At 63.3% G+C, this 22577-nt stretch carries 22 protein-coding genes and 1 pseudogene; 18 read left to right on the forward strand and 5 right to left on the reverse strand.

Going from position 1 to position 22577, the window contains the following annotated elements:
- Position 1: 1 nt before the first annotated feature.
- On the forward strand, positions 2–1018 hold the full coding sequence (locus NKI59_RS06640; RefSeq protein ID WP_352703116.1) for a zinc-binding alcohol dehydrogenase family protein: 1017 nt from the start codon (positions 2–4) through the stop codon (positions 1016–1018).
- An 18-nt stretch (positions 1019–1036) separates the two neighbouring features.
- Here NKI59_RS06640 and phnF read toward each other — a convergent pair whose 3' ends face one another.
- On the reverse strand, positions 1037–1780 hold the full coding sequence (phnF, locus tag NKI59_RS06645) for a phosphonate metabolism transcriptional regulator PhnF (protein ID WP_352703118.1): 744 nt from the start codon (positions 1778–1780) through the stop codon (positions 1037–1039).
- A 134-nt stretch (positions 1781–1914) separates the two neighbouring features.
- Between phnF and phnG the strand changes: the two genes are divergently transcribed.
- The 12 genes and pseudogenes from phnG (at position 1915) to phnE (NKI59_RS06705) (ending at position 13120) form a co-directional block, all read left to right on the forward strand.
- The gene (gene phnG / locus NKI59_RS06650) at positions 1915–2376 is read left to right on the forward strand and encodes a phosphonate C-P lyase system protein PhnG (protein WP_352703121.1); all 462 of its coding nucleotides are present in this window, start codon (positions 1915–1917) and stop codon (positions 2374–2376) included.
- The gene (gene phnH, locus NKI59_RS06655) at positions 2376–2984 is read left to right on the forward strand and encodes a phosphonate C-P lyase system protein PhnH (protein ID WP_352703123.1); all 609 of its coding nucleotides are present in this window, start codon (positions 2376–2378) and stop codon (positions 2982–2984) included. The genes phnG and phnH overlap by 1 nt, the downstream gene beginning before the upstream one ends.
- Before the next feature lies 1 nt (position 2985).
- A complete protein-coding gene (locus NKI59_RS06660; RefSeq protein WP_352703125.1) occupies positions 2986–4098 on the forward strand; it encodes a carbon-phosphorus lyase complex subunit in 1113 nt (370 codons plus the stop codon).
- The gene (locus NKI59_RS06665; RefSeq protein WP_352703127.1) at positions 4095–5006 is read left to right on the forward strand and encodes an alpha-D-ribose 1-methylphosphonate 5-phosphate C-P-lyase PhnJ; all 912 of its coding nucleotides are present in this window, start codon (positions 4095–4097) and stop codon (positions 5004–5006) included. The genes NKI59_RS06660 and NKI59_RS06665 overlap by 4 nt, the downstream gene beginning before the upstream one ends.
- On the forward strand, positions 5003–5779 hold the full coding sequence (phnK, locus tag NKI59_RS06670; protein ID WP_352703129.1) for a phosphonate C-P lyase system protein PhnK: 777 nt from the start codon (positions 5003–5005) through the stop codon (positions 5777–5779). The genes NKI59_RS06665 and phnK overlap by 4 nt, the downstream gene beginning before the upstream one ends.
- A gap of 175 nt (positions 5780–5954) precedes the next feature.
- Entirely contained in the window at positions 5955–6662 is a 708-nt protein-coding gene (phnL, locus tag NKI59_RS06675) for a phosphonate C-P lyase system protein PhnL (RefSeq protein WP_352633814.1), read from the forward strand.
- Complete coding sequence (locus tag NKI59_RS06680; RefSeq protein WP_352703132.1) at positions 6659–7276, forward strand: DapH/DapD/GlmU-related protein; 618 nt, start codon at positions 6659–6661, stop codon at positions 7274–7276. The genes phnL and NKI59_RS06680 overlap by 4 nt, the downstream gene beginning before the upstream one ends.
- Positions 7277–7827: 551 nt before the next feature.
- Positions 7828–8537 (forward strand): annotated as a pseudogene (locus NKI59_RS06685) (DUF1868 domain-containing protein).
- Positions 8538–8704: 167 nt separating this feature from the next.
- Complete coding sequence (phnC, locus tag NKI59_RS06690) at positions 8705–9571, forward strand: phosphonate ABC transporter ATP-binding protein (protein WP_352703134.1); 867 nt, start codon at positions 8705–8707, stop codon at positions 9569–9571.
- An 89-nt stretch (positions 9572–9660) separates the two neighbouring features.
- On the forward strand, positions 9661–10569 hold the full coding sequence (gene phnD, locus NKI59_RS06695) for a phosphonate ABC transporter substrate-binding protein (protein WP_352703136.1): 909 nt from the start codon (positions 9661–9663) through the stop codon (positions 10567–10569).
- 159 nt (positions 10570–10728) lie between these two features.
- On the forward strand, positions 10729–11685 hold the full coding sequence (gene phnE / locus NKI59_RS06700) for a phosphonate ABC transporter, permease protein PhnE (RefSeq protein WP_352703138.1): 957 nt from the start codon (positions 10729–10731) through the stop codon (positions 11683–11685).
- A gap of 67 nt (positions 11686–11752) precedes the next feature.
- Positions 11753–13120 carry a phosphonate ABC transporter, permease protein PhnE gene (gene phnE / locus NKI59_RS06705; protein WP_352703140.1) on the forward strand — a complete coding sequence of 456 codons (1368 nt, stop codon included), beginning with the start codon at positions 11753–11755 and terminating at the stop codon, positions 13118–13120.
- 25 nt (positions 13121–13145) lie between these two features.
- Here phnE (NKI59_RS06705) and NKI59_RS06710 read toward each other — a convergent pair whose 3' ends face one another.
- From NKI59_RS06710 to NKI59_RS06720, 3 genes are all read right to left on the reverse strand, one after another.
- Entirely contained in the window at positions 13146–13997 is an 852-nt protein-coding gene (locus tag NKI59_RS06710; RefSeq protein ID WP_352448390.1) for a sugar phosphate isomerase/epimerase family protein, read from the reverse strand.
- Between the two features lie 227 nt (positions 13998–14224).
- Positions 14225–15412 carry a Gfo/Idh/MocA family protein gene (locus NKI59_RS06715; protein WP_352448391.1) on the reverse strand — a complete coding sequence of 396 codons (1188 nt, stop codon included), beginning with the start codon at positions 15410–15412 and terminating at the stop codon, positions 14225–14227.
- A 156-nt stretch (positions 15413–15568) separates the two neighbouring features.
- Positions 15569–16624 (reverse strand): sugar phosphate isomerase/epimerase family protein, encoded by a 1056-nt coding sequence (locus tag NKI59_RS06720; RefSeq protein WP_292661180.1) that lies wholly within the window; start codon positions 16622–16624, stop codon positions 15569–15571.
- 392 nt (positions 16625–17016) lie between these two features.
- On the opposite strand from NKI59_RS06720, the gene NKI59_RS06725 reads away from it, so the two are divergent.
- The 5 genes from NKI59_RS06725 to NKI59_RS06745 are packed head-to-tail and all read left to right on the forward strand — an operon-like array spanning position 17017 to position 21253.
- Positions 17017–17904 (forward strand): sugar phosphate isomerase/epimerase family protein, encoded by an 888-nt coding sequence (locus tag NKI59_RS06725; protein WP_023675190.1) that lies wholly within the window; start codon positions 17017–17019, stop codon positions 17902–17904.
- Positions 17905–17957: 53 nt separating this feature from the next.
- Positions 17958–19127 (forward strand): mandelate racemase/muconate lactonizing enzyme family protein, encoded by a 1170-nt coding sequence (locus tag NKI59_RS06730; RefSeq protein WP_023675189.1) that lies wholly within the window; start codon positions 17958–17960, stop codon positions 19125–19127.
- A 1-nt stretch (position 19128) separates the two neighbouring features.
- The gene (locus tag NKI59_RS06735; RefSeq protein ID WP_292661187.1) at positions 19129–19845 is read left to right on the forward strand and encodes a FadR/GntR family transcriptional regulator; all 717 of its coding nucleotides are present in this window, start codon (positions 19129–19131) and stop codon (positions 19843–19845) included.
- A gap of 1 nt (position 19846) precedes the next feature.
- Entirely contained in the window at positions 19847–20827 is a 981-nt protein-coding gene (locus NKI59_RS06740; RefSeq protein ID WP_352644064.1) for a hydroxyacid dehydrogenase, read from the forward strand.
- Between the two features lie 42 nt (positions 20828–20869).
- Positions 20870–21253 carry a DUF6748 domain-containing protein gene (locus tag NKI59_RS06745; RefSeq protein WP_352703144.1) on the forward strand — a complete coding sequence of 128 codons (384 nt, stop codon included), beginning with the start codon at positions 20870–20872 and terminating at the stop codon, positions 21251–21253.
- Between the two features lie 14 nt (positions 21254–21267).
- On the opposite strand, the gene NKI59_RS06750 is transcribed toward NKI59_RS06745, so the two are convergent.
- On the reverse strand, positions 21268–22563 hold the full coding sequence (locus tag NKI59_RS06750) for an amidase (RefSeq protein WP_352703146.1): 1296 nt from the start codon (positions 22561–22563) through the stop codon (positions 21268–21270).
- Between the last annotated feature and the right edge of the window lie 14 nt (positions 22564–22577).

Raw genomic sequence — 22577 nt, forward strand, 5'->3', positions numbered from 1 at the left:
CATGAAAGCCGTCGTCTGCCGCTCGCCCGGCGAACTTGTCCTCGAAGATCGTCCGGCGCCTGGCGCGCCCCCCGCCGGCTGGGCGCTGGTCGCCGTCAGCCATGTCGGCATCTGCGGCACCGACTATCACATCTTCGAAGGCAAGCACCCGTTCCTCGCCTATCCCCGCATCATGGGCCACGAGGTTTCCGGCACCGTGATCGAGGTTGGCGAGGACGTCGATCTCGCCGTCGGCGAAGCGGTGATCGTCAATCCCTATCTCGCCTGCGGCAAATGCATCGCCTGCCGGCAAGGCAAGCCGAATTGCTGCGTCAGGATCGAGGTGCTCGGCGTCCACCGCGACGGCGCCATGTGCGAGCAGATCCTGGTGCCGGCGCAAAATCTTTATCCGGCAAACGGCCTGTCGCTGGCCGATGCCGCCGCCGTCGAATTCCTGGCGATCGGCGCCCATGCCGTGCGGCGCTCGCTCGCTGATCCAGGTGCGCGCACACTGGTCATCGGTGCAGGCCCGATCGGGCTCGGCACGGCGCTGTTCGCCCGCATCGCCGGGCTAGACCTGATGCTGCTCGACATGAGTGCGGAGAGGCTGGGTTTCGCCGAAAGCGAACTCGGCTTCGCGACCCTCGACGGCTCGCGGGGCGCTGCTGCCGACCTGGTGCGGGAAGCAACCGGCGGCGACGGCTTCGACGTGGTTTTCGATGCCACCGGCAACACCCGGTCGGTGCAGTCGGCCTTCGCCCATGTCGCGCACGGCGGGGCGCTGGTCCTGGTCAGCGTCGTCAAGGACGACATCGCCTTTTCCGATCCCGAATTCCACAAGCGCGAGATGATGCTGATCGGCAGCCGCAACGCCCTGCGTGCCGATTTCGACCATGTCGCCGCCTCGATCCGCAACGGCGCGCTGCCGCTGGCAAAGCTTGTGACGCACCGCACCACGCTTGGCGAGACGCCGCACGACCTCGCCCGCTGGGCGCATGAGAAGTCTGGCCTGATCAAGGCTGTCATTCAGGTCGGATGATGCCAGGGCTGCCGTATCTCAGAGCGCCGACAATTTGAGCTCGATCCGCTCGGCCGGGAAGCGCGACTCCGAAAACTGTATCGGCTGACCGTCGGGCGTGACGTTGACGGCGACCGTCACCAGCACGATGGCGCCGGGCTGCAGCTCGAGGTCCGCAAGGTCGACGGCATCGGCATGGCGCGCCGACAGCACGGTCGATTGCCTGAGATAGTCGTCGATGCCGAAACGTGCCAGCGATGCGGTGATCGAACCGGTTTCCGCCATGGCGGCATCGATGCCGGCAAAGCGCTTGGCATCGAACCAGCCGGCAGCGCGGGACACCGGCATTCCATCGGCTTCGCCGCGCGTTTCCAGGCGTATCACATCGGCGCCCGTCGCAAGGCCTAAGCCCTCTGCGACACGACGGTTGGCCGGCTCGACCGATGACGCGAGCAAGGTGATATGCCGCTCGGACGCCTGTCCTTGCAATCCCTCGGAAAAGCGGGTGCGAGCGCCGATCGGATAAGACATCCGCTTGCGCGACAGCACGAAAGTGCCGCGCCCCTGCTCCGCCCTGAGCACACCCTCCTGCACCAGCGCTGCGATAGCGCTGCGCACCGTGTGGCGGTTGACGCCATAGCGTCCGGCCAACGCGATCTCCGGCGGCAGCGCGGCATTCTCGGGAAAATCGCCGGCGGCGATCGAATGCAGGATTTGGTCGGCGATCTGCCGCCACAGCGCGACACCGCTGCGCCGCTCGATGCTGTTGGCTTGTCCGATCATCTCCCGCCCCAATTCCTTGCGCCGATCTTTTGGCCCGTGTCACGTGCCCGTCATGGACACGCGCTAGATAATGGATATAATTTGTATAGTTGTCTATATCAATAGACAAATGAACGCAGACGAGGAGCACCGCCATGCGAGGACGGGAAGCGAGAGAGCAGGCCGAGCGCAAGGCCGTGATGGCGACGCTGGCGCAATCGGCCGGCGACGACATCGTCCGCCTGTGGGACGAAACCGGCCTGCCTTGCGAAGCGGAACTTCTGCGTGGCCCCGAAACCGGCCTAGTTACGGTACGCGGCCGCATCGGCGGCGGTGGTGCCCCTTTCAATGTCGGCGAGGCGACGGTCACCCGTGCCACGGTGCGGCTTGCGTCCGGCCATGTCGGCCACTGCTACGCGCTCGGCCGCGACAAGCAGAAGGCAAGGCTGGCGGCAATCGCCGATGCGCTGTGGCAGGATCCTGCCCACCGCAATGAGGTCGAGATCGGGATCGTTGCGCCCTTGCAGGCGGCACTGGCCAAGGCGCGTGAACAGCGCCGCGCCGAGACGGCGGCGACCAAGGTCGATTTCTTCACCATGGTGCGCGGAGAAGACTGATGGATATCGCCACTCAATCCATTGAAGGCGGCTTCGCCGATCCGGTATTCAATGCCCAGACCGTATTCCGTGCCGTGATGGACGCGATGGCGCGGCCGGGCAGCGTCCAGCCCTTGCCGGCCCTTGCCCACCCACCGGCGCCGCTGTCGGCCACCGCCGGCGCCGTTGCGCTGGCGCTGTGCGACAACGACACGCCGCTCTGGCTCGACCCGGCTTTGCAGGCGTCGGCGGTGAAATCCTGGCTTGGCTTCCATACCGGCGCGCCGCTGGCCAACACCCCGGCCGACGCGCATTTCGCGCTGATCGCCACGCCGGCCGAGATGATGGCGCTCGACGGGTTTTCGCAAGGCACCCAGGATTATCCCGATCGTTCGACGACGCTGATCCTCGAGGTCGGCGATCTCGTCTCCGGCGCTCCGCTGCTGCTCGAAGGCCCGGGCATCGAGAAGACGGCGACGATCGCGCCGGCGCAAATGCCGCGCCATTTCGTCGAGCAATGGAAGCAGAACAACCAGCGTTTTCCGCGTGGCGTCGACATCATCCTCGCCACGTTCGACGCAATTGCCTGCCTGCCGCGCACGACGCGCATCAAGACGATGGAGGCATAGGATGTATGTCGCGGTAAAGGGTGGCGAAGCGGCCATTCGCAACGCCCACAAACTGCTCGCCGACCGCCGGCGCGGCGATCGTTCGGTGGCCGCACTTCGCCTCGACCAGATCGTCGAGCAGCTGGCGCTCGGCGTCGACCGGGTGATGAGCGAAGGCTCGCTCTACGACAGGGATTTGGCGGCACTCGCCATCGTCCAGGCGCGCGGCGATATGATCGAGGCGATCTTCCTGGTTCGCGCCTATCGCACGACGCTGCCGCGTTTCGGCTACACAAGGGCGATCGACACCAGCACGATGCTGGTCGAGCGGCGGGTGTCGGCCACCTACAAGGACCTGCCCGGCGGCCAGTTGCTCGGCCCGACTTTCGACTACACCCACCGGCTGCTCGATCCCGAACTTGCCGCCGGCGGCGATGTCGCCGAGCCGGAGCAACGTGCAGGCGAGGCGGAAGCCATGCCGCGCGTCTCGGCCATCCTCGCCCGCGAAGGCCTGATCGAGCCCGACGGCGACATGCCTGGGGATCATACCCCCGGCGACATCACCCGCGAGCCGCTCGAATTCCCGATGGCGCGCGACATCCGCCTGCAGGCGCTGTCGCGCGGCGACGAGGGGTTTCTGCTGGCGCTCGGCTATTCCACCCAACGCGGCTATGCGCGCAACCATCCCTTCGTCGGCGAAGTTCGCATCGGCGAGGTCGAACTGGAACTGGACGTGCCGGAACTGCCCTTTGCCCTGCCGCTCGGCAGCATCCGCGTCACCGAGTGCCAGATGGTCAACCAGTTCAAGGGCTCGGCAAAGGCGCCGCCGCAATTCACCCGCGGCTATGGCCTCGTCTTCGGCCAGAGCGAGCGCAAGGCCATGGCCATGGCGCTATGCGACCGCGCGCTGCGCGCCTCGGAGTTGGGTGAGGATGTCATCGCCGCAGCGCAGGATGAGGAGTTCGTCATCTCGCATTCCGACAATGTCCAGGCGACCGGCTTCGTCGAGCATCTGAAGCTGCCGCATTATGTCGACTTCCAGGCCGAACTCGACCTCGTGCGCCGCATGCGCGCCGAGCATGATGCCCGCGAAAATGCCGGCAAGGGCGAAGAGAAGAGGCAGGTAGCGGAATGAGTGCACAACCAGCGGACATCGCCACCTACAACTTCGCCTATCTTGACGAACAGACCAAGCGGATGATCCGCCGCGCCATCCTCAAGGGCATCGCCATTCCTGGCTATCAGGTGCCGTTCGCCTCGCGCGAAATGCCGATGCCCTATGGTTGGGGCACCGGCGGCGTCCAGGTCACCGCTTCGATCATTGGCCCGGACGATGTGCTCAAGGTCATCGACCAGGGCGCCGACGACACCACCAATGCCGTCTCGATCCGCGCCTTCTTCAAGAAGGTCGCCAATGTCGCGGTCACCACCGAGACGGCCAAGGCGACCATCATCCAGACCCGCCACCGCATCCCTGAATATCCGCTGAGTGCCGGCCAGGTGCTGGTCTACCAGGTGCCCATCCCCGAGCCGCTGCGCTTCCTCGAGCCGCGGGAAACGGAGACGCGCAAGATGCATGCGCTGGAGGAATACGGCCTTATGCATGTGAAGCTCTACGAGGACATCGCCAGGCACGGCCGCATCGCCACCACTTACGCCTATCCGGTCAGGGTGGAGGGCCGTTATGTGATGGACCCGTCGCCGACGCCGAAATTCGACAATCCCAAGATGCACCGTTCGCCGGCTTTGCAATTGTTCGGCGCCGGCCGCGAAAAGCGCATCTACGCGCTGCCGCCCTTCACCGATGTGGTCAGCCTCGATTTCGAGGACCATCCGTTCGAGGTGCAGACCTTCGACCAGCCCTGCGCGCTGTGCGCGGCCGAGAACGTCTATCTCGACGAGGTCATCCTCGACGACCATGGCGGCCACATGTTCGTCTGCTCCGATACCGATCATTGCGAGAAGCGGCGCGCGGAAGGCCACTGCGGCCATCTCGCGCCCGAGACCCATCTTGCCCCAGGAAAAACGGAGCCGGCGCAATGACAGACGAACCGCTGCTGCGCGTTTCGGCGCTGTCCAAATTCTACGGCTCGCGCGTCGGCTGCGAGAACGTCACTTTTGACCTCTGGCCGGGCGAAGTGCTGGCGGTGGTCGGCGAATCCGGTTCCGGCAAGACGACTTTGCTCAACTGCCTGTCAACTCGACTGCTGCCCAGCTCCGGCACCGCCAGCTACCGGATGCGCGACGGCCAGTTTCGCGAACTCTACCGCATGAGCGAGGCCGAGCGCCGCTTCCTGATGCGCACCGATTGGGGTTTTGTCCATCAGAACCCGGCCGACGGGCTGCGCATGACGGTGTCGGCCGGCGCCAATGTCGGCGAGCGGCTGATGGCGGTCGGCGACCGTCACTATGGCAGAATCCGCGCAACGGCGGTCGACTGGTTGTCTCGTGTCGAGATCGACGAAGACCGCATCGACGACGAGCCGCGCGCCTTTTCCGGAGGCATGCGCCAGCGCCTGCAGATCGCCCGCAACCTCGTCACCGGGCCGCGGCTGGTGTTCATGGACGAGCCAACCGGCGGCCTCGACGTCTCGGTGCAGGCGCGCCTGCTCGATCTGTTGCGCGGCCTGGTCACCGATCTCGGCCTGGCCGCCATCGTCGTCACCCACGATCTCGCCGTGGCGCGGCTGTTGTCGCAGCGCATGATGGTGATGAAGGACGGCTGCGTCGTCGAAAGCGGCCTCACCGACCGCGTCCTCGACGATCCGCGCGCGCCTTATACCCAGTTGCTTGTCTCCTCGATTCTGCAGGTGTGACCATGGAACGCATTTGCCTGGCACCTGCCCCCACCCCGCTGCTTCGCAGCGACCCTCCCCACAAGGGGGAGGGTAAAACGCCGGCGCCCTACCTCCCCCTTGTGGGGAGGTCGGACCGAAGGTCCGGGTGGGGGTACTCCGGCCCGCAGACGAATGACGATTGGAGAACCCTCTGATGGCAACCCCGCTCGTTGTCTCCGATGTCGCGAAGAGCTTCACCATGCATCTGCGCGACGGCATCAAACTGCCGGTGGTCGCCGGTGTCTCGTTCGCGATCAGGGCCGGCGAATGCGCCGTGCTCGGCGGCCCGTCCGGCGCCGGCAAGAGCTCGATCCTGAAAATGCTCTACGGAAATTATGCCGCCGATGAAGGCCAGATCATCGTCCAGCACGAGGGCGGGCTCATCGATCTCGCCTCGGCCAGCCCGCGCACCGTGCTTGCCGTGCGCCGGCTTACCATCGGCTATGTCAGCCAGTTCCTGCGCACCGTGCCGCGTGTCTCTGCGCTCGACGTCGTGGCCGAACCGCTGGTCGAGCGCGGCGAGGAGCGCGAGGTCGCGCACGGCAAAGCACGCGCCTTGCTGGCGCAGCTCAACCTGCCGGAGAAGCTCTGGGCGCTGCCGCCGGCGACGTTCTCCGGCGGTGAACAGCAGCGCGTCAACATCGCGCGCGGCTTCATCACCGAGCACCCGATCCTGCTGCTCGACGAGCCGACCGCTTCGCTCGACGCCAGGAACCGCGATGTGGTGATTTCCCTGATCGCCGCCAAGAAGGCAGCGGGCGTCGCTTTGCTCGGCATCTTCCACGATCACGACGTGCGTGAGGCGGTCGCCGACCGCGTCATCGACGTGACCGCCTTCGCCGCCGGGAAAATCGCCGCATGACCAGGAAACTGTCGGAGGCGCCGCTGATCCACGAGACGGCGGAAGTCGAGAACTCGACGCTTGGCCGCTGGACCGAGATCGCCGAGCGCTGCCGGGTTTCCGAAAGCACGCTCGGCGACTATTCCTATATGATGCAGGACTGCGGCGTCTGGTGCGCAACGATCGGCAAATTCGCCAACATCGCCGCAAGCGTGCGCATCAACGCTACCAACCATCCGACCTGGCGGCCGACGCTGCACCATTTCACCTATCGCGCCTCGGACTACTGGGACGACGCCGAGCACGAGAGCGAATTCTTTGCCCAGCGCCGCGCCAAACGCGTCTCTATCGGCCACGACACCTGGCTTGGCCACGGCTCGACCATCCTGCCCGGCGTCACCGTCGGCGATGGTGCAGCAGTCGGCGCCGGCGCCGTCGTGTCCAGGGATGTCGCCCCATACACCATCGTCGGTGGCGTGCCGGCAAAACCAATCCGCGAACGCTTCGACCGCCGCACGGCTGAGCGCTATCAAGCGCTGGCCTGGTGGGATTGGGATCACGCCCGGCTACGCGCCGCGCTCGACGATTTCCGCGAGCTGGAGGCCAATCAGTTTTTGGAGAAGCATGGGGGTTGACGCCCTGAATAAGTCAGCCGCTCAGGCAAATGTCCAAAATAATAGAAAGAAATCCTAACGTAATAAGAATAGCAACACAAGTCTGATTTAACCTGATAAGTCCTATAAATTTTTTGTCATAACCAATATCTATAAGCGATTTGGTTTTTTCCTCAACTTTATTTGCAAAATTTATCGTAACTAGCACGATTAAAAAAATGAGAATCATTAGAATAATGGCCGCGTCACGCCCATTTCCATAATTGTACAAGTATCCAGATATTGGATGGTTCAAGCTACCAACCCGATATATGGACGTCAAAACCAGGGCCACTGTGAAACTCATCGCAGCGACTACCCCTGCAGCATACAGTCGCAACCACTGGCGCCAACGTAGCAATTAGGAAGCCTCTCTTTGATACGAGTTTGAATCTTTATTTCAATCTTGATGATGTGGAAACCCCGGCAGCATCACTTGGCGAATCATGCGTTTGATATTCTACTTCTTGGCACGGTTTTCATGTCCCTGACACATCGTCGGGGCAGGACGCGGCCTTCGTTTGGAGATCGCAATGCCTGTTTCAGTCAGACCTTCGCTCGCCGGATTCTTTGCCGGCTCGAACCCGACCCCTCCGGTGCATCTCGGCAGGCGCTACGACACCTCTGGTAATTTTCTCAACGAGCCCGGCAACACGGTCGTCTGCCATCTCGTCAACGGCTCGGCTTCGGAAGCGGTGATCATCGACGTGCGTGAGCGCATGCGCGCCATGCCTGATGCCGACGGGCTGGCCTTCACGCCCGTCTCCAGCCTGCACATGACGCTGTTCCAGGGCATCATCGAATACCGCCGCCGGCTTCCCTATTGGCCGGAGGATGTGCCGCTCGACACCAGCATCGACGACATGACCCGCCTCTATCAGGAACGCCTGAACGGCTTCGAAGGCTGCGGCGCCTTCAAAATCAAGGTCGTCGATGTCGTACCGACGGGCTTGACCGTTGCCGGCGCAACCGATGAGGACGTGCGTATCCTGCGCGCATGGCGCGATGCCTTGTCGGCGCCTTTCGGATACCGGCGTCCGACCACGACACTTACGTCTTCCACATCACGTTCGCCTACCAGATCCGGCGTCTGGCGGACGAAAGGGCGTCCGAGTGGCAAGATCTGTTCGACGATTGCCTCTCGCTGTTTGCCCGCCAGGCTCCGGTGATCGAGCTGCGGCCACCTGCCTTTTGCCGCTTCAGGGACATGGAGCATTTCGAGGAGTTGCTGATCCTCGGCTGATCCCATCCAAGCCGCCCGGACGGCAGCGGTTTGGGTCAACTCGCCTTCGCGCCAAACGCGCCTGTGGGCAGTAACAAAACTGACATCAATCCGACACCGCAGGTTCATGCCGTTGCGCTAGCGAGGGTTAACAGACCTTCAACCGCGACTGGACTGGAACTTACCCCATGTCAGCAACGCCAGAAATGTCAGCAACGCTCGAAATTCGCGGCGTCACCCGCCGGTTCGGCAAGAACACCGCTGTCAGCAATGTCGACATCTCGATTCCGCACGGTCAGATGGTCGGCATCATTGGCCGCTCCGGCGCCGGCAAATCGACGCTGCTGCGCATGATCAACCGCCTCATCGATCCCAGCCAGGGATCCATCCTGTTCAACGGCGTCGAGGTCTCCGGGTTGCGCGGCTCGCCGCTCCGGCGATGGCAGCGCGACTGCGCCATGATCTTCCAGCAGTTCAATCTCGTGCCGCGCCTCGATGTGCTGACCAATGTGCTGCTCGGCCGGCTCAACCACCGCTCGACGCTGTCCAACCTATTTGGCATGTTCTCCCGCGGTGAATGCGCCGAGGCGGTTGCAGCCCTCGAGCGCCTCGACATCGCCCGCACCGCCCTGCAGCCGGCCGGCACGCTTTCCGGCGGCCAGCAGCAGCGCGTTGCGATTGCGCGCGCCATGATGCAGCAGCCGAAGGTGTTGCTGGCGGATGAGCCGATTGCCTCGCTCGATCCGCTCAACGCCAAGGTGGTGATGGATTCGCTGCAGGACATCAATTTGCGCGAGGGCATCACCGTCATCACAAATCTGCATACGCTGGATACGGCCCGCACCTACTGCAACCGCATCATCGGCATGGCCGCCGGCAAGGTCGTCTTCGACGGCTCGCCCGAAGCCCTCAACCGCGAGGCCGTGCGCATGGTCTACGGCACCGACAGCAATGGCGGCGAAATCTCCGAGGCCATCACCTCCACCAGTGTCGCCATCAAACAGAAAATCGCTGCATCCGCCGGACCGCTCGAGCCCGCATTCCCGGGATATTGAGAACGGCCTGATCGCCCGCCCGCGTCAAAGCACCTGTCAAAAAATTCGAACGCTACCGGCGCGAGGCCGGAACCAACAGGAGAGAGATAATGTTCAGGAAGATGGTTTTTGGCGCCGTTTCATTGCTCGCCATCGCGGCAAGCGCCGCTCACGCCCAGGATATCAAGGAATTCCGCATCGGCATCCTTGGCGGTGAAAACGAAGCGGACCGGCTGCGCAACTTTCAGTGCCTCGCCGATCACATGAAGTCCGAATTCGGCTTCGAGAAGGTCTCGCTGTTCCCGGCCGCCGACTATGACGGCGTTATCCAGGGCCTGCTCGGCGGCACGCTCGATTTCGCAGAGCTTGGCGCGTCGGGCTATGCCAGCGTCTACCTCAAGGATCCGAACGCCGTGACTCCGATCCTCACCACCGAGCAGACCGACGGCGCGACCGGCTATTATTCGATCGGCCTTGCGCTGAAGTCGTCCGGCATCACCGACATCAAGTCGGCCAAGGGCAAGAAGCTCGGCTATGCCGACCCGGATTCGACCTCCGGCTACCTGATCCCGCTGACCCAGATCCCGAAAGACACCGGCGCTTCGAACGAAACCTTCTTCGCCTCGACACAGTTCAATGGCGGCCACGAGAACAACCTCCTCGCGGTTCGCGACGGCAAGGTCGATGTTGCGGTTGACGATTCCTCTGGCATCGGCGACTTCAAGAACGGCTACACCTCCGGCACCTTCCACAAGGAAGTCGCCAAGGGCGCCGTGGACCCCAACGATTTCGTTGAAGTCTGGCGCTCCGGCTTGATCCCGAACGGCCCGCTGGTCGTGCGCACCGCACTCGGCGGCGACATGAGCGCCAAGCTCGCCAACTTCTTCACCAGCCTGCCGGCCAAGGACAAGCCTTGCTTCGAGGCCGTCGAAGGCGGCGATTTCACCGGCTATGTTCCGGTGAAGCCGGACTTCTACAGCGTCATCGTCGAAGCCCGCAAAGCCGCGATCGGCGGCTGACGACAATTGCGGAAAGGGCGGCGTCCATTAGAGCGACGTGCGTCCACTTGGACGCACAAAGTACGCTCTAACACTTAGATGCCGCATCGTGCTTTCCGAAAGTCGACTTTCGGGCCGATGCGGTCGCCGCCCTTTTTGCGTGTCCGCTCGTGACCCCGTATGACCTTCGCCGCTACAATTCGTTCAGACGCGGTCCGGCAGGCAGCAGACGCCTGGCGACGCCAGACGTCCTTGCGCCGGTTCTACACGGCGCTCGGCATCGGCTCACTGCTTGTCGCCATGTGCACAGCCATGTGGTTCGCCGACGAGGCCAATGCCGGACATTTCTTCGATCGGCTGCCGCACATACTGGATTTCCTTGGTTGGCTTGTTCCCAAGGACTGGAACGACGTCTGGCGGGCGCTGTTCGACATCGCATCGCCGCACGACAAGGGCAGCCAAGAGTTCAACTTCCCGCTTGGCCGCGTCTATCTCTGGGGCGGCTTTTATCTACCCGAATATTTCGAGCTGATGCTCACCACGCTTAACGTGGCGCTGGTTTCCACTTTCATCGGCTTTGTCTTTGCGGTGCCCTTTTCCTTCATCGCCGCGCGCAACTTGACGCCCAGTCCGGTGCTCAGGCTCGTCGTCAAGCGCTTCATGGAACTGCTTCGCGCCTTCCCCGAGATCGTCATTGCCGGCCTGTTCGCAGCCATCCTCTCGACCGGCCCGGTCGCAGCCATCATCGCCATCGGCCTGCATTCCATCGGCGCCCTCGGCAAGCTCTTCTACGAGATCAACGAAAACATCGACATGCGTGCCGAAGAAGGCCTGCGCGCGGTCGGCGCCAACTGGTTCGAGCGCGTGCGCTTTGCCGGCCTGCCGCAAGTGCTGCCCAATTTCATGTCCTACACGCTGCTCAGGATCGAGATCAATGTGCGTATCTCGACCATTATCGGCGCGGTCGGCGGTGGCGGCATCGGCGAGGAACTGAAGCTCTCCATCTCGCGCGGCTTCGGCGCCAAGACGCTGGCATTGGTGCTGCTGCTGTTCACGACGATCTTCCTCGTCGACCAGTTTTCCGCCTGGCTACGCCGCAAGCTCGTCGGCGAGCAGGCATTCATGATGGGTGCCTGACCATGATCCCAAAAAGTGGATTCCGGTTTTTGGAAAAGATCATGGCAAATCAACAAGAAGACTGCCCATGGCCGCAATGACCGCCGATGAGATGCGGTCGATCGAGGAGCGCTTTCCCCAAGTGTTCCGGCGGCCCTTGTACAAACGCTTTGGCCCGCTCGTGCTGTTCGCCGGCATCCTGCTCTACCTCGTCTATGCCTTGTGGTTCTTCAGCCTGCCGCAAGTGCTGAGGGAATCGCACTGGGAGCGCCTGCCGCTCTTCCTGACGCAATGGATCAGCTACGATCTGCAGCCGGAATTCCGTCTCGACCAGCCTCAGATCACACCCAGATACCCGCGTTTTTCGGCGCTCGGCGAAGACCCGCATCCCGATTGGGTCATCACCAACGCCAACGGCTCCTACTCCATCCTGATCGACGGCCGGGCCAAATCGGTCACCTTCGACAAGACCGAGGCGACGCTGGTCGCCAATGGCCAGACGGTGCCGATGTCCTTGGCCAGCGGCAAACCGGTAACATCCGGCCCGGTGCCGGAGTGGATCACCGCGCATGACGATGAGATCGTCGCCAGGATGGGCTTTGCCGGCGAGGTCCGTATAACCGTCGATCGCGTCAAGGTCCGCAAGCGCTTCCTCGGCTGGGCGAATTTCGTCTTCGACACACGCTCGCCCTTCTTCGGCAAGTCGCCCGGCGAGGTGGTCTCGTTGCTGATGTCCGGACCCCAGCTCAAGCCGGGCACATCAAACATTGCACTGGCCGCCGACAATATCTGGAACAACGCCCAATGGCAGCATGGCGACGTCTGGACGAAGCTGTTCCAGACCATCGTCATGGCGTTTCTCGGCACCTTGCTCGGCGGCATCGTTGCCTTCCCGCTCGCCTTCTTCGCCGCCCGCAACATCACCCCGAGCGGCCTGCTTAGCCAGGTGCTAAAGCGGTTCTTCGATTTCATGCGTTCGGTCGACATGCTGATCTGGGCGCTGTTCTTCACCCGCGCCTTCGGCCCGGGCCCGCTTGCCGGCAGCGCCGCGATTTTCTTCACCGAGATCGGCACGCTCGGCAAAGTCTATTCGGAAGGCCTCGAGAACATCGACGACAAGCCACGCGAGGGCATCCAGTCGACCGGCGCCAACGGCTTGCTGGTGCAGCGCTATGGCGTGCTGCCGGAAGTGATCCCGGTCTTCATCAGCCAGACACTCTATCAGTGGGAATCCAACACCAGGGGCGCGACGATCATCGGCGCCGTCGGTGCCGGTGGCATCGGCCTGAAGCTCTGGGAGGCGATGCGCACCAATTCCAACTGGGCCAATGTCTTCTACATGGTGCTCTTGGTCCTGCTCGTCGTTTTCATCTTCGACAACATTTCCAATTTCCTGCGCCGCCGCTTGAGCAGGACGATCCACGACTACAACCGGATCCAGGCCGGCCAGGGCTGACGGGGGGCGTTGCGCAGGCGTGCGGTTAGGGCGCCTTCCTCCATCCATTCCTGATATGCCTGTAGCCGTCGCGGTAAACAGCTTCCGGGCCTTCGGAAAAGTCGCGCCACACCTTGGTGGCCGCGGCCAGATCCTTCAGCGAACGCCCGAACGCCTCGATCGTCAGCCAATCGTCGTAGCCGCTCTTGCGAATGGCGGAGAAAGTCTCCTTCCAGGGGACGTGGCCGCGGCCCGGCACGCCGCGATCGTTCTCCGAAATATGGATATGGACGATGTTCTTGCGGTTGCGCATATAGGCGCCGATCGGGTCGGCCTCTTCGATGTTGGCGTGGAAGGTGTCGTACATCGCCTTGATGTGCGGCCGGTCGATCGCGTCGATATGCGCCGACAAATCGTCCATCGTGTTGAGCAGATAGCATTCGAAGCGGTTGAGCGCCTCCAGCCCGATGGTGATGCTCTTGTTGCCGGCATAGTCGCCAATGGCGCGTTGCGAAGCGATCGAACGTTTTTTCTCGGCCGCCGTCGGCCCGCTGCCGGAGAAGGCTCCGAGTGTCGAATGCAGCGGGCCGCTCAACGTGTTCGCGCCAAGCGCCTGAGCGCAGTCGATCGCCGATTTCATGTAGTCGATCCCGGCCTTGCGCGTCGAGGCGTCGGCCGAGATCAGGTTCATCGCCGGATCGCCCATCGCCGAGACGGCGGTACGTTGCAGCCCGATGCGGTCGAGCAACTCACCGAGCTTCTTGTAGTCGTCCGGCGTGCCGGAGAAGACCGGTATCTCGACGCCGTCGAAGCCGGTCGCCTTGATATCCCTCAACAACGGCTCGTGTTTTTTCGTGACACTGGTCGTCCACAACAACATGCACATGCCGATTTTCATCGACGCCCCTCCCCTTTGACGGCCGGGCTTGCTCCTCCGGCGACTTCGCCACAAGCCCCCTCATCCGGCCACTTCGCGGCCACCTTCTCCCCGCTGGGGACAAGATGCAGACGCCAACGCAGGCGATCTCCTCTCCCCTCGGGGAGAGATCGGAATGCCCCGAATTGCCCTTGCAATTCGGCTGGCAATCCGGGTGAGGGGGACTTCCCGTTAACCGGACGCAGTGATTAAAGTTTCGTCCATACTCCATTCTTCTTCGCCGATTTCACGCAGGCCTCGATGAAGGCCATGCCTTCGACGCCGTCTTGCACAGTTGGGAAAACGACATCCTTAGCCGGCTTGCCGCCCTTCCGGCGCGCCGCACGAATGGCCCGCGCGGCTTCCTGGTAGATGTTGGCGAAACCTTCGAGATAGCCTTCCGGATGGCCTGGTGGAACGCGGCTGACGCGCCCGGCAACGGGCAACGCTCCCGCGCCGTTTCGGGTGATCAACTGCTTCGGCTGGCCGAACGGCGTGTACCAGAGATAGTTCGGATCGGCCTGCACCCATTCGAGCCCGCCCTTCGAGCCGTAGATGCGCAATTTCAGGCCGTTCTCGTGGCCGGGCGCCACCTGGCTTGCCCAGATCATGCCCTTGGCGGGGTGCGACCCGCCGACCGGCTTGAAGCGCAGCAGCACATTGATGTTGTCGTCGAGCAGCCGCCCCGGTACGAACGCATCGAGATCGGCCGACAACGAATCGAGCTCCAGCCCGGAGACGAAACGGGCGAGGTTGTAGGCGTGCGTGCCGATATCGCCCAGCGCACCGCCGGCACCGGCCTGCTTGGGGTCTGAGCGCCACGCAGCCTGCTTCTGGCCGGTGGCGGCCAGATCTTCGGTCAGCCAGTCCTGCGGATATTCCGACTGCACGATGCGGACATCGCCGAGCTGTCCTTTGGCCACCATCTCGCGTGCCTGCCGCACCATCGGATAGGCGGTGTAGTTGTGCGTCAGCACAAAAACTTTGCCGGTCTTCTCGACCAGCGCGGCCAACCTCTTCGCCTCGGCCAGCGACGTCGCCAGCGGCTTGTCGCAGATGACATGGATGCCGGCCTCGAGAAAAGCCTTGGCTGCCGGCACGTGCACATTGTTCGGCGTGACGATGGCCACCGCCTCGATGCCGTCCGGCCGCTCGGCCTCGGCCTTGGCCATCTCGGCATAGGAGCCGTAGCTGCGCGCCGGATCGAGCCCAAGCTCGGCCGCCGAGGCCTTGGCGCGCTCCGGATTCGACGACAAGGCGCCGGCAACCAGCACGAACTCGTTATCAATGCGCGCCGCGATGCGATGCACCGCGCCGATAAAGGCGCCTTGTCCGCCGCCAACCATGCCGTAACGGATCGGACCGCCTCCCGTTTCCGTCTTCGATGCGCCAACCATGATTTTCTCCCTCGTCACTGAAATACCCCTCCGCTTGAGGGGAAGGTGGCCCGCAGGGCCGGGTGGGGTTGGTTCATGCCGAGCTCTACGCCCAGCGACCCCACCCCGATCCGCTGCGTGGATCGACCCTCCCCTCGAGGGGGAGGGATATCTGTGCTAGATCCCCATCATGCCGCGCAGCACCTTTTTATCGGTCGTGCCGCCGGCGAAGTCGTCGAATGCTTTTTCCGTCACCCTGATGATGTGGTGCTGGATGAAGGGAGCGCCTTCGGCAGCACCATCCTCCGGGTGCTTGAGGCAGCATTCCCATTCCAGCACCGCCCATGAATCGTAATTGTATTGGGTGAGCTTGGAGAAGATGCCGCCGAAATCCACCTGCCCGTCACCGAGCGAGCGGAAACGCCCGGCACGGTTGGTCCAGCTCTGGTAACCGGAATAGACACCTTGCCGCCCGGTCGGATTGAACTCGGCATCCTTGACGTGGAACGCCTTGATCCGCTCGTGGTAGATGTCGATGAATTCGAGATAATCGAGCTGCTGCAGCAGGAAGTGCGACGGGTCGTAGTTGATGTTGCAGCGCTTATGGCCGCCGACCGCATCGAGGAACATCTCGAATGTCGCGCCGTCGAACACGTCCTCGCCCGGATGGATTTCGTAGCCGACATCGACGCCGTTCTCGTCATAGACGTCGAGGATCGGCTTCCAGCGCTTGCCCAGCTCAGCAAATGCTTCCTCGATCAGTCCCGCCGGCCGCTGCGGCCATGGGTAGAGGTATGGGAAGGCCAACGCGCCGCAAAACGACACCGACGCCTTGAGCCCGAGATTCTTCGACGCCTTGGCGGCGAACTTCATCTGTTCGACCGCCCATTGCTGCCTGGCTTTTGGATTGTTGTGCACCGCAGCCGGCGCAAAGCCGTCGAACTGCGCGTCATAGGCGGGATGCACTGCCACCAGTTGCCCCTGCAGATGCGTCGACAGTTCGGTGATTTCGACGCCGGCATCGGCGCAGATGCCCTTCACCTCGTCGCAATAGGCCTTGGAGGAGGCTGCCTTCTCGAGATCGAACAGTCGGGCGTCCCATGTCGGGATCTGCACGCCCTTGTAGCCCAGACCAGCCGCCCATTTGGTGATCGAGGCCAGCGAATTGAACGGCGCGGCGTCGCCCGCAAACTGCGCCAAGAACAGACCAGGCCCCTTCATCGTCGTCGGCATCGGCATCTCCCTATGTTTCACGACCAAGCATAGCGCCGATTGAAAACAGGGCCAGCGTCTTTGGTCTCTTTGCACAGCGCGCTCAGCGCTGCTATTCTGGTATTACCAAATGCCGAAATCTGGTCAAGCCATTTGACACGCTGCCGCGGTCCTGCAACCATGCCGAGTTGAGCCACATGTTTAAGTATAATCAATAGCATAGACAGGAGCCAACGCTTGATGGCAGCACTTCTTGCCGTCCAGATGAAATTGCTGTAGACCTCCCATCAAGCCCAATTGGTCGAACCAGTTTGCGAAAAAATGCTGGGACGCCTTGGGGAGGAATCATGCGGCGGCTTCGGCAGAGTGCGCCGCAGGCAAACTGGTACAGGCGATTCTGGGAAGGATAGACCATGCATCTTTCGACGCACAATTGGATGCGGGCGGAGCCGCTGGAAACGACGCTCAAGCGCATCAAGAAATTCGGCTACGAGTCGATCGAGATCTCCGGCGAACCCGAACAGTACAAGCCCAAGGAGACGCGCGCACTGTTGAACGAGTACGGCATTCGCTGCTGGGGAGCGGTGACGCTGATGCTGGGCGAGCGCAATCTCGCCGCCAAGGACCAGGGCCAGCGCGAGCGCTCGGTGCAGTATGTCAAGGACGTGCTGACCATGGTCAGCGAACTTGATGGCGAGATCATCACGCTGGTTCCGGCCACCGTCGGCAAGGTGGTGCCGGACGGCACCGAGGAAGAGGAGTGGAAATGGGTGGTCGACGCCACCCGGGAATGCTTCACCCACGCCAAGAAGGTCGGCGTCAAGATCGCGGTCGAGCCGCTCAACCGCTTCGAGACCTATCTGTTCAACCGCGGCGCCCAGGCACTGGCGCTGGCCGATGCGGTCAGTCCCGAATGCGGCGTCTGCCTCGACGCCTACCACATCCACATGGAAGAATTTAACGTCTACGACGCCATCCGGCAGGTCGGCAAGCGCCTGTACGACTTCCATGTCGCCGACAACAACCGCTTCGCCGCCGGCCTCGGGCAGATCGACTGGCCGAAGATCGTCGGCACGCTGAAGGAGATCGGCTATGACGGCGCGCTGACCAATGAATTCGTCGCCCCCGTCGACCGCACGCCGGCTGCCCCCTATCCCGACATGGTCGAACGCAACCCCGTCGACATCTCGCCGGAGCAGCTGAAATTCATTCAGGACCACGGCTCCAGCGTGCTCACGGAGAAATTCTACACCGACCAGATGCGCATCAACGCGGAAACGCTGCTGCCGCTGATCAAGTAGCCGAGCCGTTTGGAAAGCCCTTCCGCCTCACCGCGGCCGGGCCGAGGATGAACATGCGTATCAAGACGGTCCAAGCCTGGTGGGTCCGCATACCGATCGAAGCCGCGAAGCAGCACCGCAGCGACTTCGGTCAGGTGGCGACGTTCGACGCCGCCATCCTGCGCATCGAAACCGACGACGGGCTGGTCGGCTGGGGCGAGGGCAAGAATGCCGCCGGCAGCGCCGGCAGCTACGGCGCCCTTGTCCATTTGCTGAACTACGAGGTCGGCCCGCAGCTGGTCGGCCGCGACCCGGCTGACATCGGCGTCATATGGGAGATGCTCTATAATGGCACGCGCCACGACAGCGCCGCTCGCGCCGGCCACGCCATGCCGCAATTGGCGCGACGCGGCATGAGCATCGCCGCTATCAGCGCCGTCGACATCGCATTGTGGGACATTCTTGGCAAATCGCTCGGCGTTCCGGTCTGGCGGCTGCTCGGCGGCCGCAAGCTGGACCGCATGCCGGCCTATGCTTCCGGCGGCTGGGCTACTGCGGAAGCCATCGGCGACCAGCTGCAGTCCTACATCACCAAGGGCGGTTTCAAGGCGCTGAAGATGCGCGTCGGCGCCATGGACGGCGCCCCACATATCTCGGCCGCTCGCGTCCGTGCCGCCAGACAGGCGCTCGGTCCCGATATCGACCTGATGGTCGACGCGCACGGCACCTACACGGTGGCCGAAGCCAAGCGCTTTATCCATCTCGCCGGCGACCTCGATCTCGCCTGGTTCGAGGAGCCGGTGATCGCCGACGACAAGCCCGGCATGGCCGAGGTGCGCGCCTGCGGTTCGATCCCGATCGCCACCGGCGAAAGTGAGGCGACGCGCTATGCCTTCCGCGACCTCGCCGTGCTCAAATCCGCCGATATATTCCAGCCGGATCCGGCCTTTTGCGGTGGCATCAGCGAGGCGATGAAGATCGGCACCATCGCCAGCGCCTTCAATCTGCGCTTTGCGCCGCATCTTTGGGCCGGCGCGCCCTGCTTCTTTGCCGGGTTGCATGTCTGCGCTGCTTCACCGGCGAGCTTCACCGTCGAATATTCGCTCGGCGCCAACCCGATGATCCACGATCTGATCGAAGAGACTGTCGAAGCAAAGGACGGTATGGTAGCGATCCCTGATAGACCCGGGCTGGGATTCACCATTTCGGAGCGGTTCCTGGAGGCGCACGCGCAACACGGCTGACATGAAAGAAAAGAACCTTCTCGCGGAACTCGCCGCCTATCTGTTCTCCCATTCGGACAAGGAGACGGGCCGCACGCCGTCGGAGCGCGAACTGGCAGAGCATTTCAGCGTCAGCCGCGGCCAGATCCGCGAGGCGCTGGCCATTCTCGAGGCCATGCGCATCGTCGAGCGACGGGCGAAATCCGGCATCTACATCGATACGAAGCAGGCGAGCGTCGAGGCGATGGCGCTGTTCGCCCGCGCCGGCCTGCCGCTCGATCCCGTCCAGATCTACGAGACGGTCGAGTTGCGCAAGATCCACGAGATCAAGGCCGCCGAACTTGCCTGTTCACGCGCCACCGAGGAGAATTTCGAGCGGCTGCGCGAGATCCTGAAGGCCTCCGAGGATCGCATCGCCGCCGGTGAAGGGCTTGCCCGGGAAGACCGCGAGTTCCACCTCGAGATCGTGCGGGCGACCAAGAACAGCGTCTTCCACAATATCTGCAGCGTCTACTACATGATGGGTGAGCTGCGCCTGCCGATCTATTTCAACGATCCCGAACGCAGCGTGCGCTCCCATGCCGAGCATATCCAGATCTACGAGGCGCTGCTGCGCCGCGACGGCAATCTCGCCCAGGCGCTGATGAGCGCCCACCTGCAAGGCGCGGAAAGCTACTGGAAGGGGCTGATCGAGGGGCGTGGGGCGGAACCGGAAAGCCCTGCGCTCGAAAAGGCCTGAAATGCCCAAGATCCTGTCAACACACAGACTGCACCCTCGTGCCGCTTCCATGCTGACCGGGGCCGGCGAACTCGTCGTTGCTTCCGCCCTCGATGCGGCCACGCTGGCCGCCGAGGCGAGGAACGCCGATGTCATCATCGTTCGCGCTCCCTTGCCTGCGGCGCTTTTCGAAGGCGCGAAGAAGCTCAGGGCCGCGATACGCCACGGCGCCGGGCTGGACATGGTACCGATGGAAGCGGCCAATGCGGCCGGCGTGCTGGTGGCGAACGTGCCGGGGGTGAACGCGCGATCTGTCGCCGAATATGTGATGTTCGCGGCGCTGGCGCTACTTAGGCGCTTCCGTGTGTTGGACCGCGACTTGCGTGCGAAGGGCTGGCTGGCGGGCCGCGAACACACGGTGGTGGCCAGCGAGCTAGCGGGCAAGACGATCGGCATTGTCGGCCTCGGCGCGATCGGTCAGGCGGTTGGCCACATCGCCGCCCATGGGTTCGATCTGAATGTGGTGGCGACGACGCGCAGCATGCGGCCGGCGCCGGACAGGGTCGGCTTCCTGTCGATCGATGCACTCATCGAACAGAGCGACATCATCGTTCTGTGCTGCCCGCTGACGCCCGAAACACGGGGGCTGATCAGCCGCGAGCGCATTGAGCGGATGAAGCCGGATGCGCTGCTGATCAATGTTTCGCGCGGGCCGGTGATCGATGACAACGCGCTGATCGAGGCCTTGCAGAAGGGCCGCATCGGCGGCGCTGCGCTCGATGTTTTTGCTACACAACCGCTACCGCCCAACCATCCTTATTTCGGCTTCGACAACGTCATCGTCACCCCGCACATGGCTGGGATCACCGAGCAGTCGATGATGCGCATGGGCGTCGGCGCGGCTGGCGAAGCCTTGCTGGTGCTGGCCAACAGATTGCCGGTCAATCTGCGCAACCCCGAAGTGGTCGAGCACTACCGGCGGCGGTTCCCTGCCGATTTCTGAAAGCGCCCCAATTTTCCCGAATTCGCCGGCGATGGTGCCGGCATGGCAAGCGTCACAAAATTCCTGCTGACCGCCGGCTTCTGCGTGGCGACGGCGCAAGCCTTCGCCAACGGACAGGGTAGTTACGTGTTCTGCGACAACGGCATACGCTGCGTGGCGGCACCCTGTCCATCGAACAGCGCACTCGACCTCGCTGCTAGGAAGCTCATCAAAGGCGTTTCAATCGACATCGATCGCCTGCCGCAGCAAGACAAGGCGCTCGATCTTTCAGACAAGCTCTATGCCGGCAAGGTCGTTGTTGTCGGCTCGATCGAGAACCGCACCCGGACCTTCAACGGCAAGCGGTACACCCTGCCTTGGCTGGTCGCCACCAGCATCGAACGCGCCGCCAAGGACAGCGAACGCGGCCACTGCTCGTCGCGCTGACACGCGCTATCCGATCAATTTGCAAGCAGCCCCTCCACGCCCGCTGCGATGCGCAGCAGGTGATGGTCATGGCCATTGCGCGCCAGCAGCATCAGCCCGGCCGGACGCGTCATTCCCGGCATCGGCAGCGAGATGGCTGATAGATCGAACTGGTTGGCGACCTGCGTGTTGCGCAGCAGAAGGCCTTCCGTCCTGTTGCACAGAGCCTCGTCGCTGGTCATCGACACGATCGTCGGCGCCGTCACCGGTGTGGTCGGCAGGGCCAGCACGTCGACCGACGCCAGCCGGTCATCCATCGCGGCGGCCAGGGCCGTGCGGCGGCGCATTGCCCTGATATAGACCGTGGCCGGAATGGCGGCGGCGCGCGCCAATGGCCCGCTTACCCGCGGGTCGACCGGCCTCGTCGCTCCCGTCGCCAGCCAGTCGGCATGGATCTCCGCCCCTTCCATCGCCGCGATCGACGCGCGTTGGGTTGCCACGCGCAGATCGGCAAGCAGGTCGTCGATCGACAGCCCCACAAGCCGTGCGCCGCTAAGCTCTATCTTACGCAGACACCGGTCGAACGTCGTCGCGACCTCTTCCTGCGTATCATCGAACAGCACGCCGCGCGCAATACCGATGCGCAGGCCGCCCAGCGGCAGCGGCAACAGTGCCGCCAGGTTTTCGCCCGACATCACTGCATCGGCCGCCGCACATTCGGCGACGGTGCGGGCCAGCGGACCGATCGAGTCCAGCGTGGCTGACAGCGGAAACGCACCCGCAAGCGGCACGCGCCGCGCAGTCGGCTTGAAACCGACGACGCCATTCAGCGATGCCGGAATGCGCACCGAACCACCGGTATCGGAACCGATGGAGATTTCGCTGGTGCCTTCGCCCACCGAAACGCCGGCGCCTGAGGAGGAGCCGCCCGGAATACGGCTGGCATCGCTAGCATTGCCGGGCGTGCCATAATGTGGATTGACGCCGATCGCAGTAAAGGCGAACTCGGTCATGTTGGTCTTGCCGAGGATGATTGCACCGGCCTGGCGCAACTGTTGCACGACAATGGCATCCCGCAGCGCCGGCGCTGCGTTGGCGAGCAGCAGAGAGCCCGCCGTGGTCGGCTCGCCGGCGACATCGAACAGATCCTTGATCGAGACGATCGCCCCATCGAGCGGCCCGAGCGTGACGCCGGCTTTTCGCCGCGCATCGGTGGCGTCCGCCGCCGCCCGTGCGGCTTCCGGGTAGAGCTTTACGAAAACCCTCTCATCGTCGACGCGAGCGGCAAGAGGCGAAAGAATTGCTTCGAGGTGATCGCGGGCTGATTGCATTTTTCGGTGTCGGA

Source organism: Mesorhizobium sp. M0598 (assembly GCF_040320865.1).
Taxonomy (GTDB): domain Bacteria; phylum Pseudomonadota; class Alphaproteobacteria; order Rhizobiales; family Rhizobiaceae; genus Mesorhizobium.

What these genes read in the sequence shown, in the direction of transcription:
- NKI59_RS06640 (WP_352703116.1), top strand. Translation starts at nt 2, where the DNA reads ATGAAAGCCGTCGTCTGCCGCTCGCCCGGCGAACTTGTCCTCGAAGAT.
- phnF (WP_352703118.1), bottom strand. Translation starts at nt 1,780, where the DNA reads ATGATCGGACAAGCCAACAGCATCGAGCGGCGCAGCGGTGTCGCGCTG.
- phnG (WP_352703121.1), top strand. Translation starts at nt 1,915, where the DNA reads ATGCGAGGACGGGAAGCGAGAGAGCAGGCCGAGCGCAAGGCCGTGATG.
- phnH (WP_352703123.1), top strand. Translation starts at nt 2,376, where the DNA reads ATGGATATCGCCACTCAATCCATTGAAGGCGGCTTCGCCGATCCGGTA.
- NKI59_RS06660 (WP_352703125.1), top strand. Translation starts at nt 2,986, where the DNA reads ATGTATGTCGCGGTAAAGGGTGGCGAAGCGGCCATTCGCAACGCCCAC.
- NKI59_RS06665 (WP_352703127.1), top strand. Translation starts at nt 4,095, where the DNA reads ATGAGTGCACAACCAGCGGACATCGCCACCTACAACTTCGCCTATCTT.
- phnK (WP_352703129.1), top strand. Translation starts at nt 5,003, where the DNA reads ATGACAGACGAACCGCTGCTGCGCGTTTCGGCGCTGTCCAAATTCTAC.
- phnL (WP_352633814.1), top strand. Translation starts at nt 5,955, where the DNA reads ATGGCAACCCCGCTCGTTGTCTCCGATGTCGCGAAGAGCTTCACCATG.
- NKI59_RS06680 (WP_352703132.1), top strand. Translation starts at nt 6,659, where the DNA reads ATGACCAGGAAACTGTCGGAGGCGCCGCTGATCCACGAGACGGCGGAA.
- phnC (WP_352703134.1), top strand. Translation starts at nt 8,705, where the DNA reads ATGTCAGCAACGCCAGAAATGTCAGCAACGCTCGAAATTCGCGGCGTC.
- phnD (WP_352703136.1), top strand. Translation starts at nt 9,661, where the DNA reads ATGTTCAGGAAGATGGTTTTTGGCGCCGTTTCATTGCTCGCCATCGCG.
- phnE (WP_352703138.1), top strand. Translation starts at nt 10,729, where the DNA reads ATGACCTTCGCCGCTACAATTCGTTCAGACGCGGTCCGGCAGGCAGCA.
- phnE (WP_352703140.1), top strand. Translation starts at nt 11,753, where the DNA reads ATGGCCGCAATGACCGCCGATGAGATGCGGTCGATCGAGGAGCGCTTT.
- NKI59_RS06710 (WP_352448390.1), bottom strand. Translation starts at nt 13,997, where the DNA reads ATGAAAATCGGCATGTGCATGTTGTTGTGGACGACCAGTGTCACGAAA.
- NKI59_RS06715 (WP_352448391.1), bottom strand. Translation starts at nt 15,412, where the DNA reads ATGGTTGGCGCATCGAAGACGGAAACGGGAGGCGGTCCGATCCGTTAC.
- NKI59_RS06720 (WP_292661180.1), bottom strand. Translation starts at nt 16,624, where the DNA reads ATGCCGACGACGATGAAGGGGCCTGGTCTGTTCTTGGCGCAGTTTGCG.
- NKI59_RS06725 (WP_023675190.1), top strand. Translation starts at nt 17,017, where the DNA reads ATGCATCTTTCGACGCACAATTGGATGCGGGCGGAGCCGCTGGAAACG.
- NKI59_RS06730 (WP_023675189.1), top strand. Translation starts at nt 17,958, where the DNA reads ATGCGTATCAAGACGGTCCAAGCCTGGTGGGTCCGCATACCGATCGAA.
- NKI59_RS06735 (WP_292661187.1), top strand. Translation starts at nt 19,129, where the DNA reads ATGAAAGAAAAGAACCTTCTCGCGGAACTCGCCGCCTATCTGTTCTCC.
- NKI59_RS06740 (WP_352644064.1), top strand. Translation starts at nt 19,847, where the DNA reads ATGCCCAAGATCCTGTCAACACACAGACTGCACCCTCGTGCCGCTTCC.
- NKI59_RS06745 (WP_352703144.1), top strand. Translation starts at nt 20,870, where the DNA reads ATGGCAAGCGTCACAAAATTCCTGCTGACCGCCGGCTTCTGCGTGGCG.
- NKI59_RS06750 (WP_352703146.1), bottom strand. Translation starts at nt 22,563, where the DNA reads ATGCAATCAGCCCGCGATCACCTCGAAGCAATTCTTTCGCCTCTTGCC.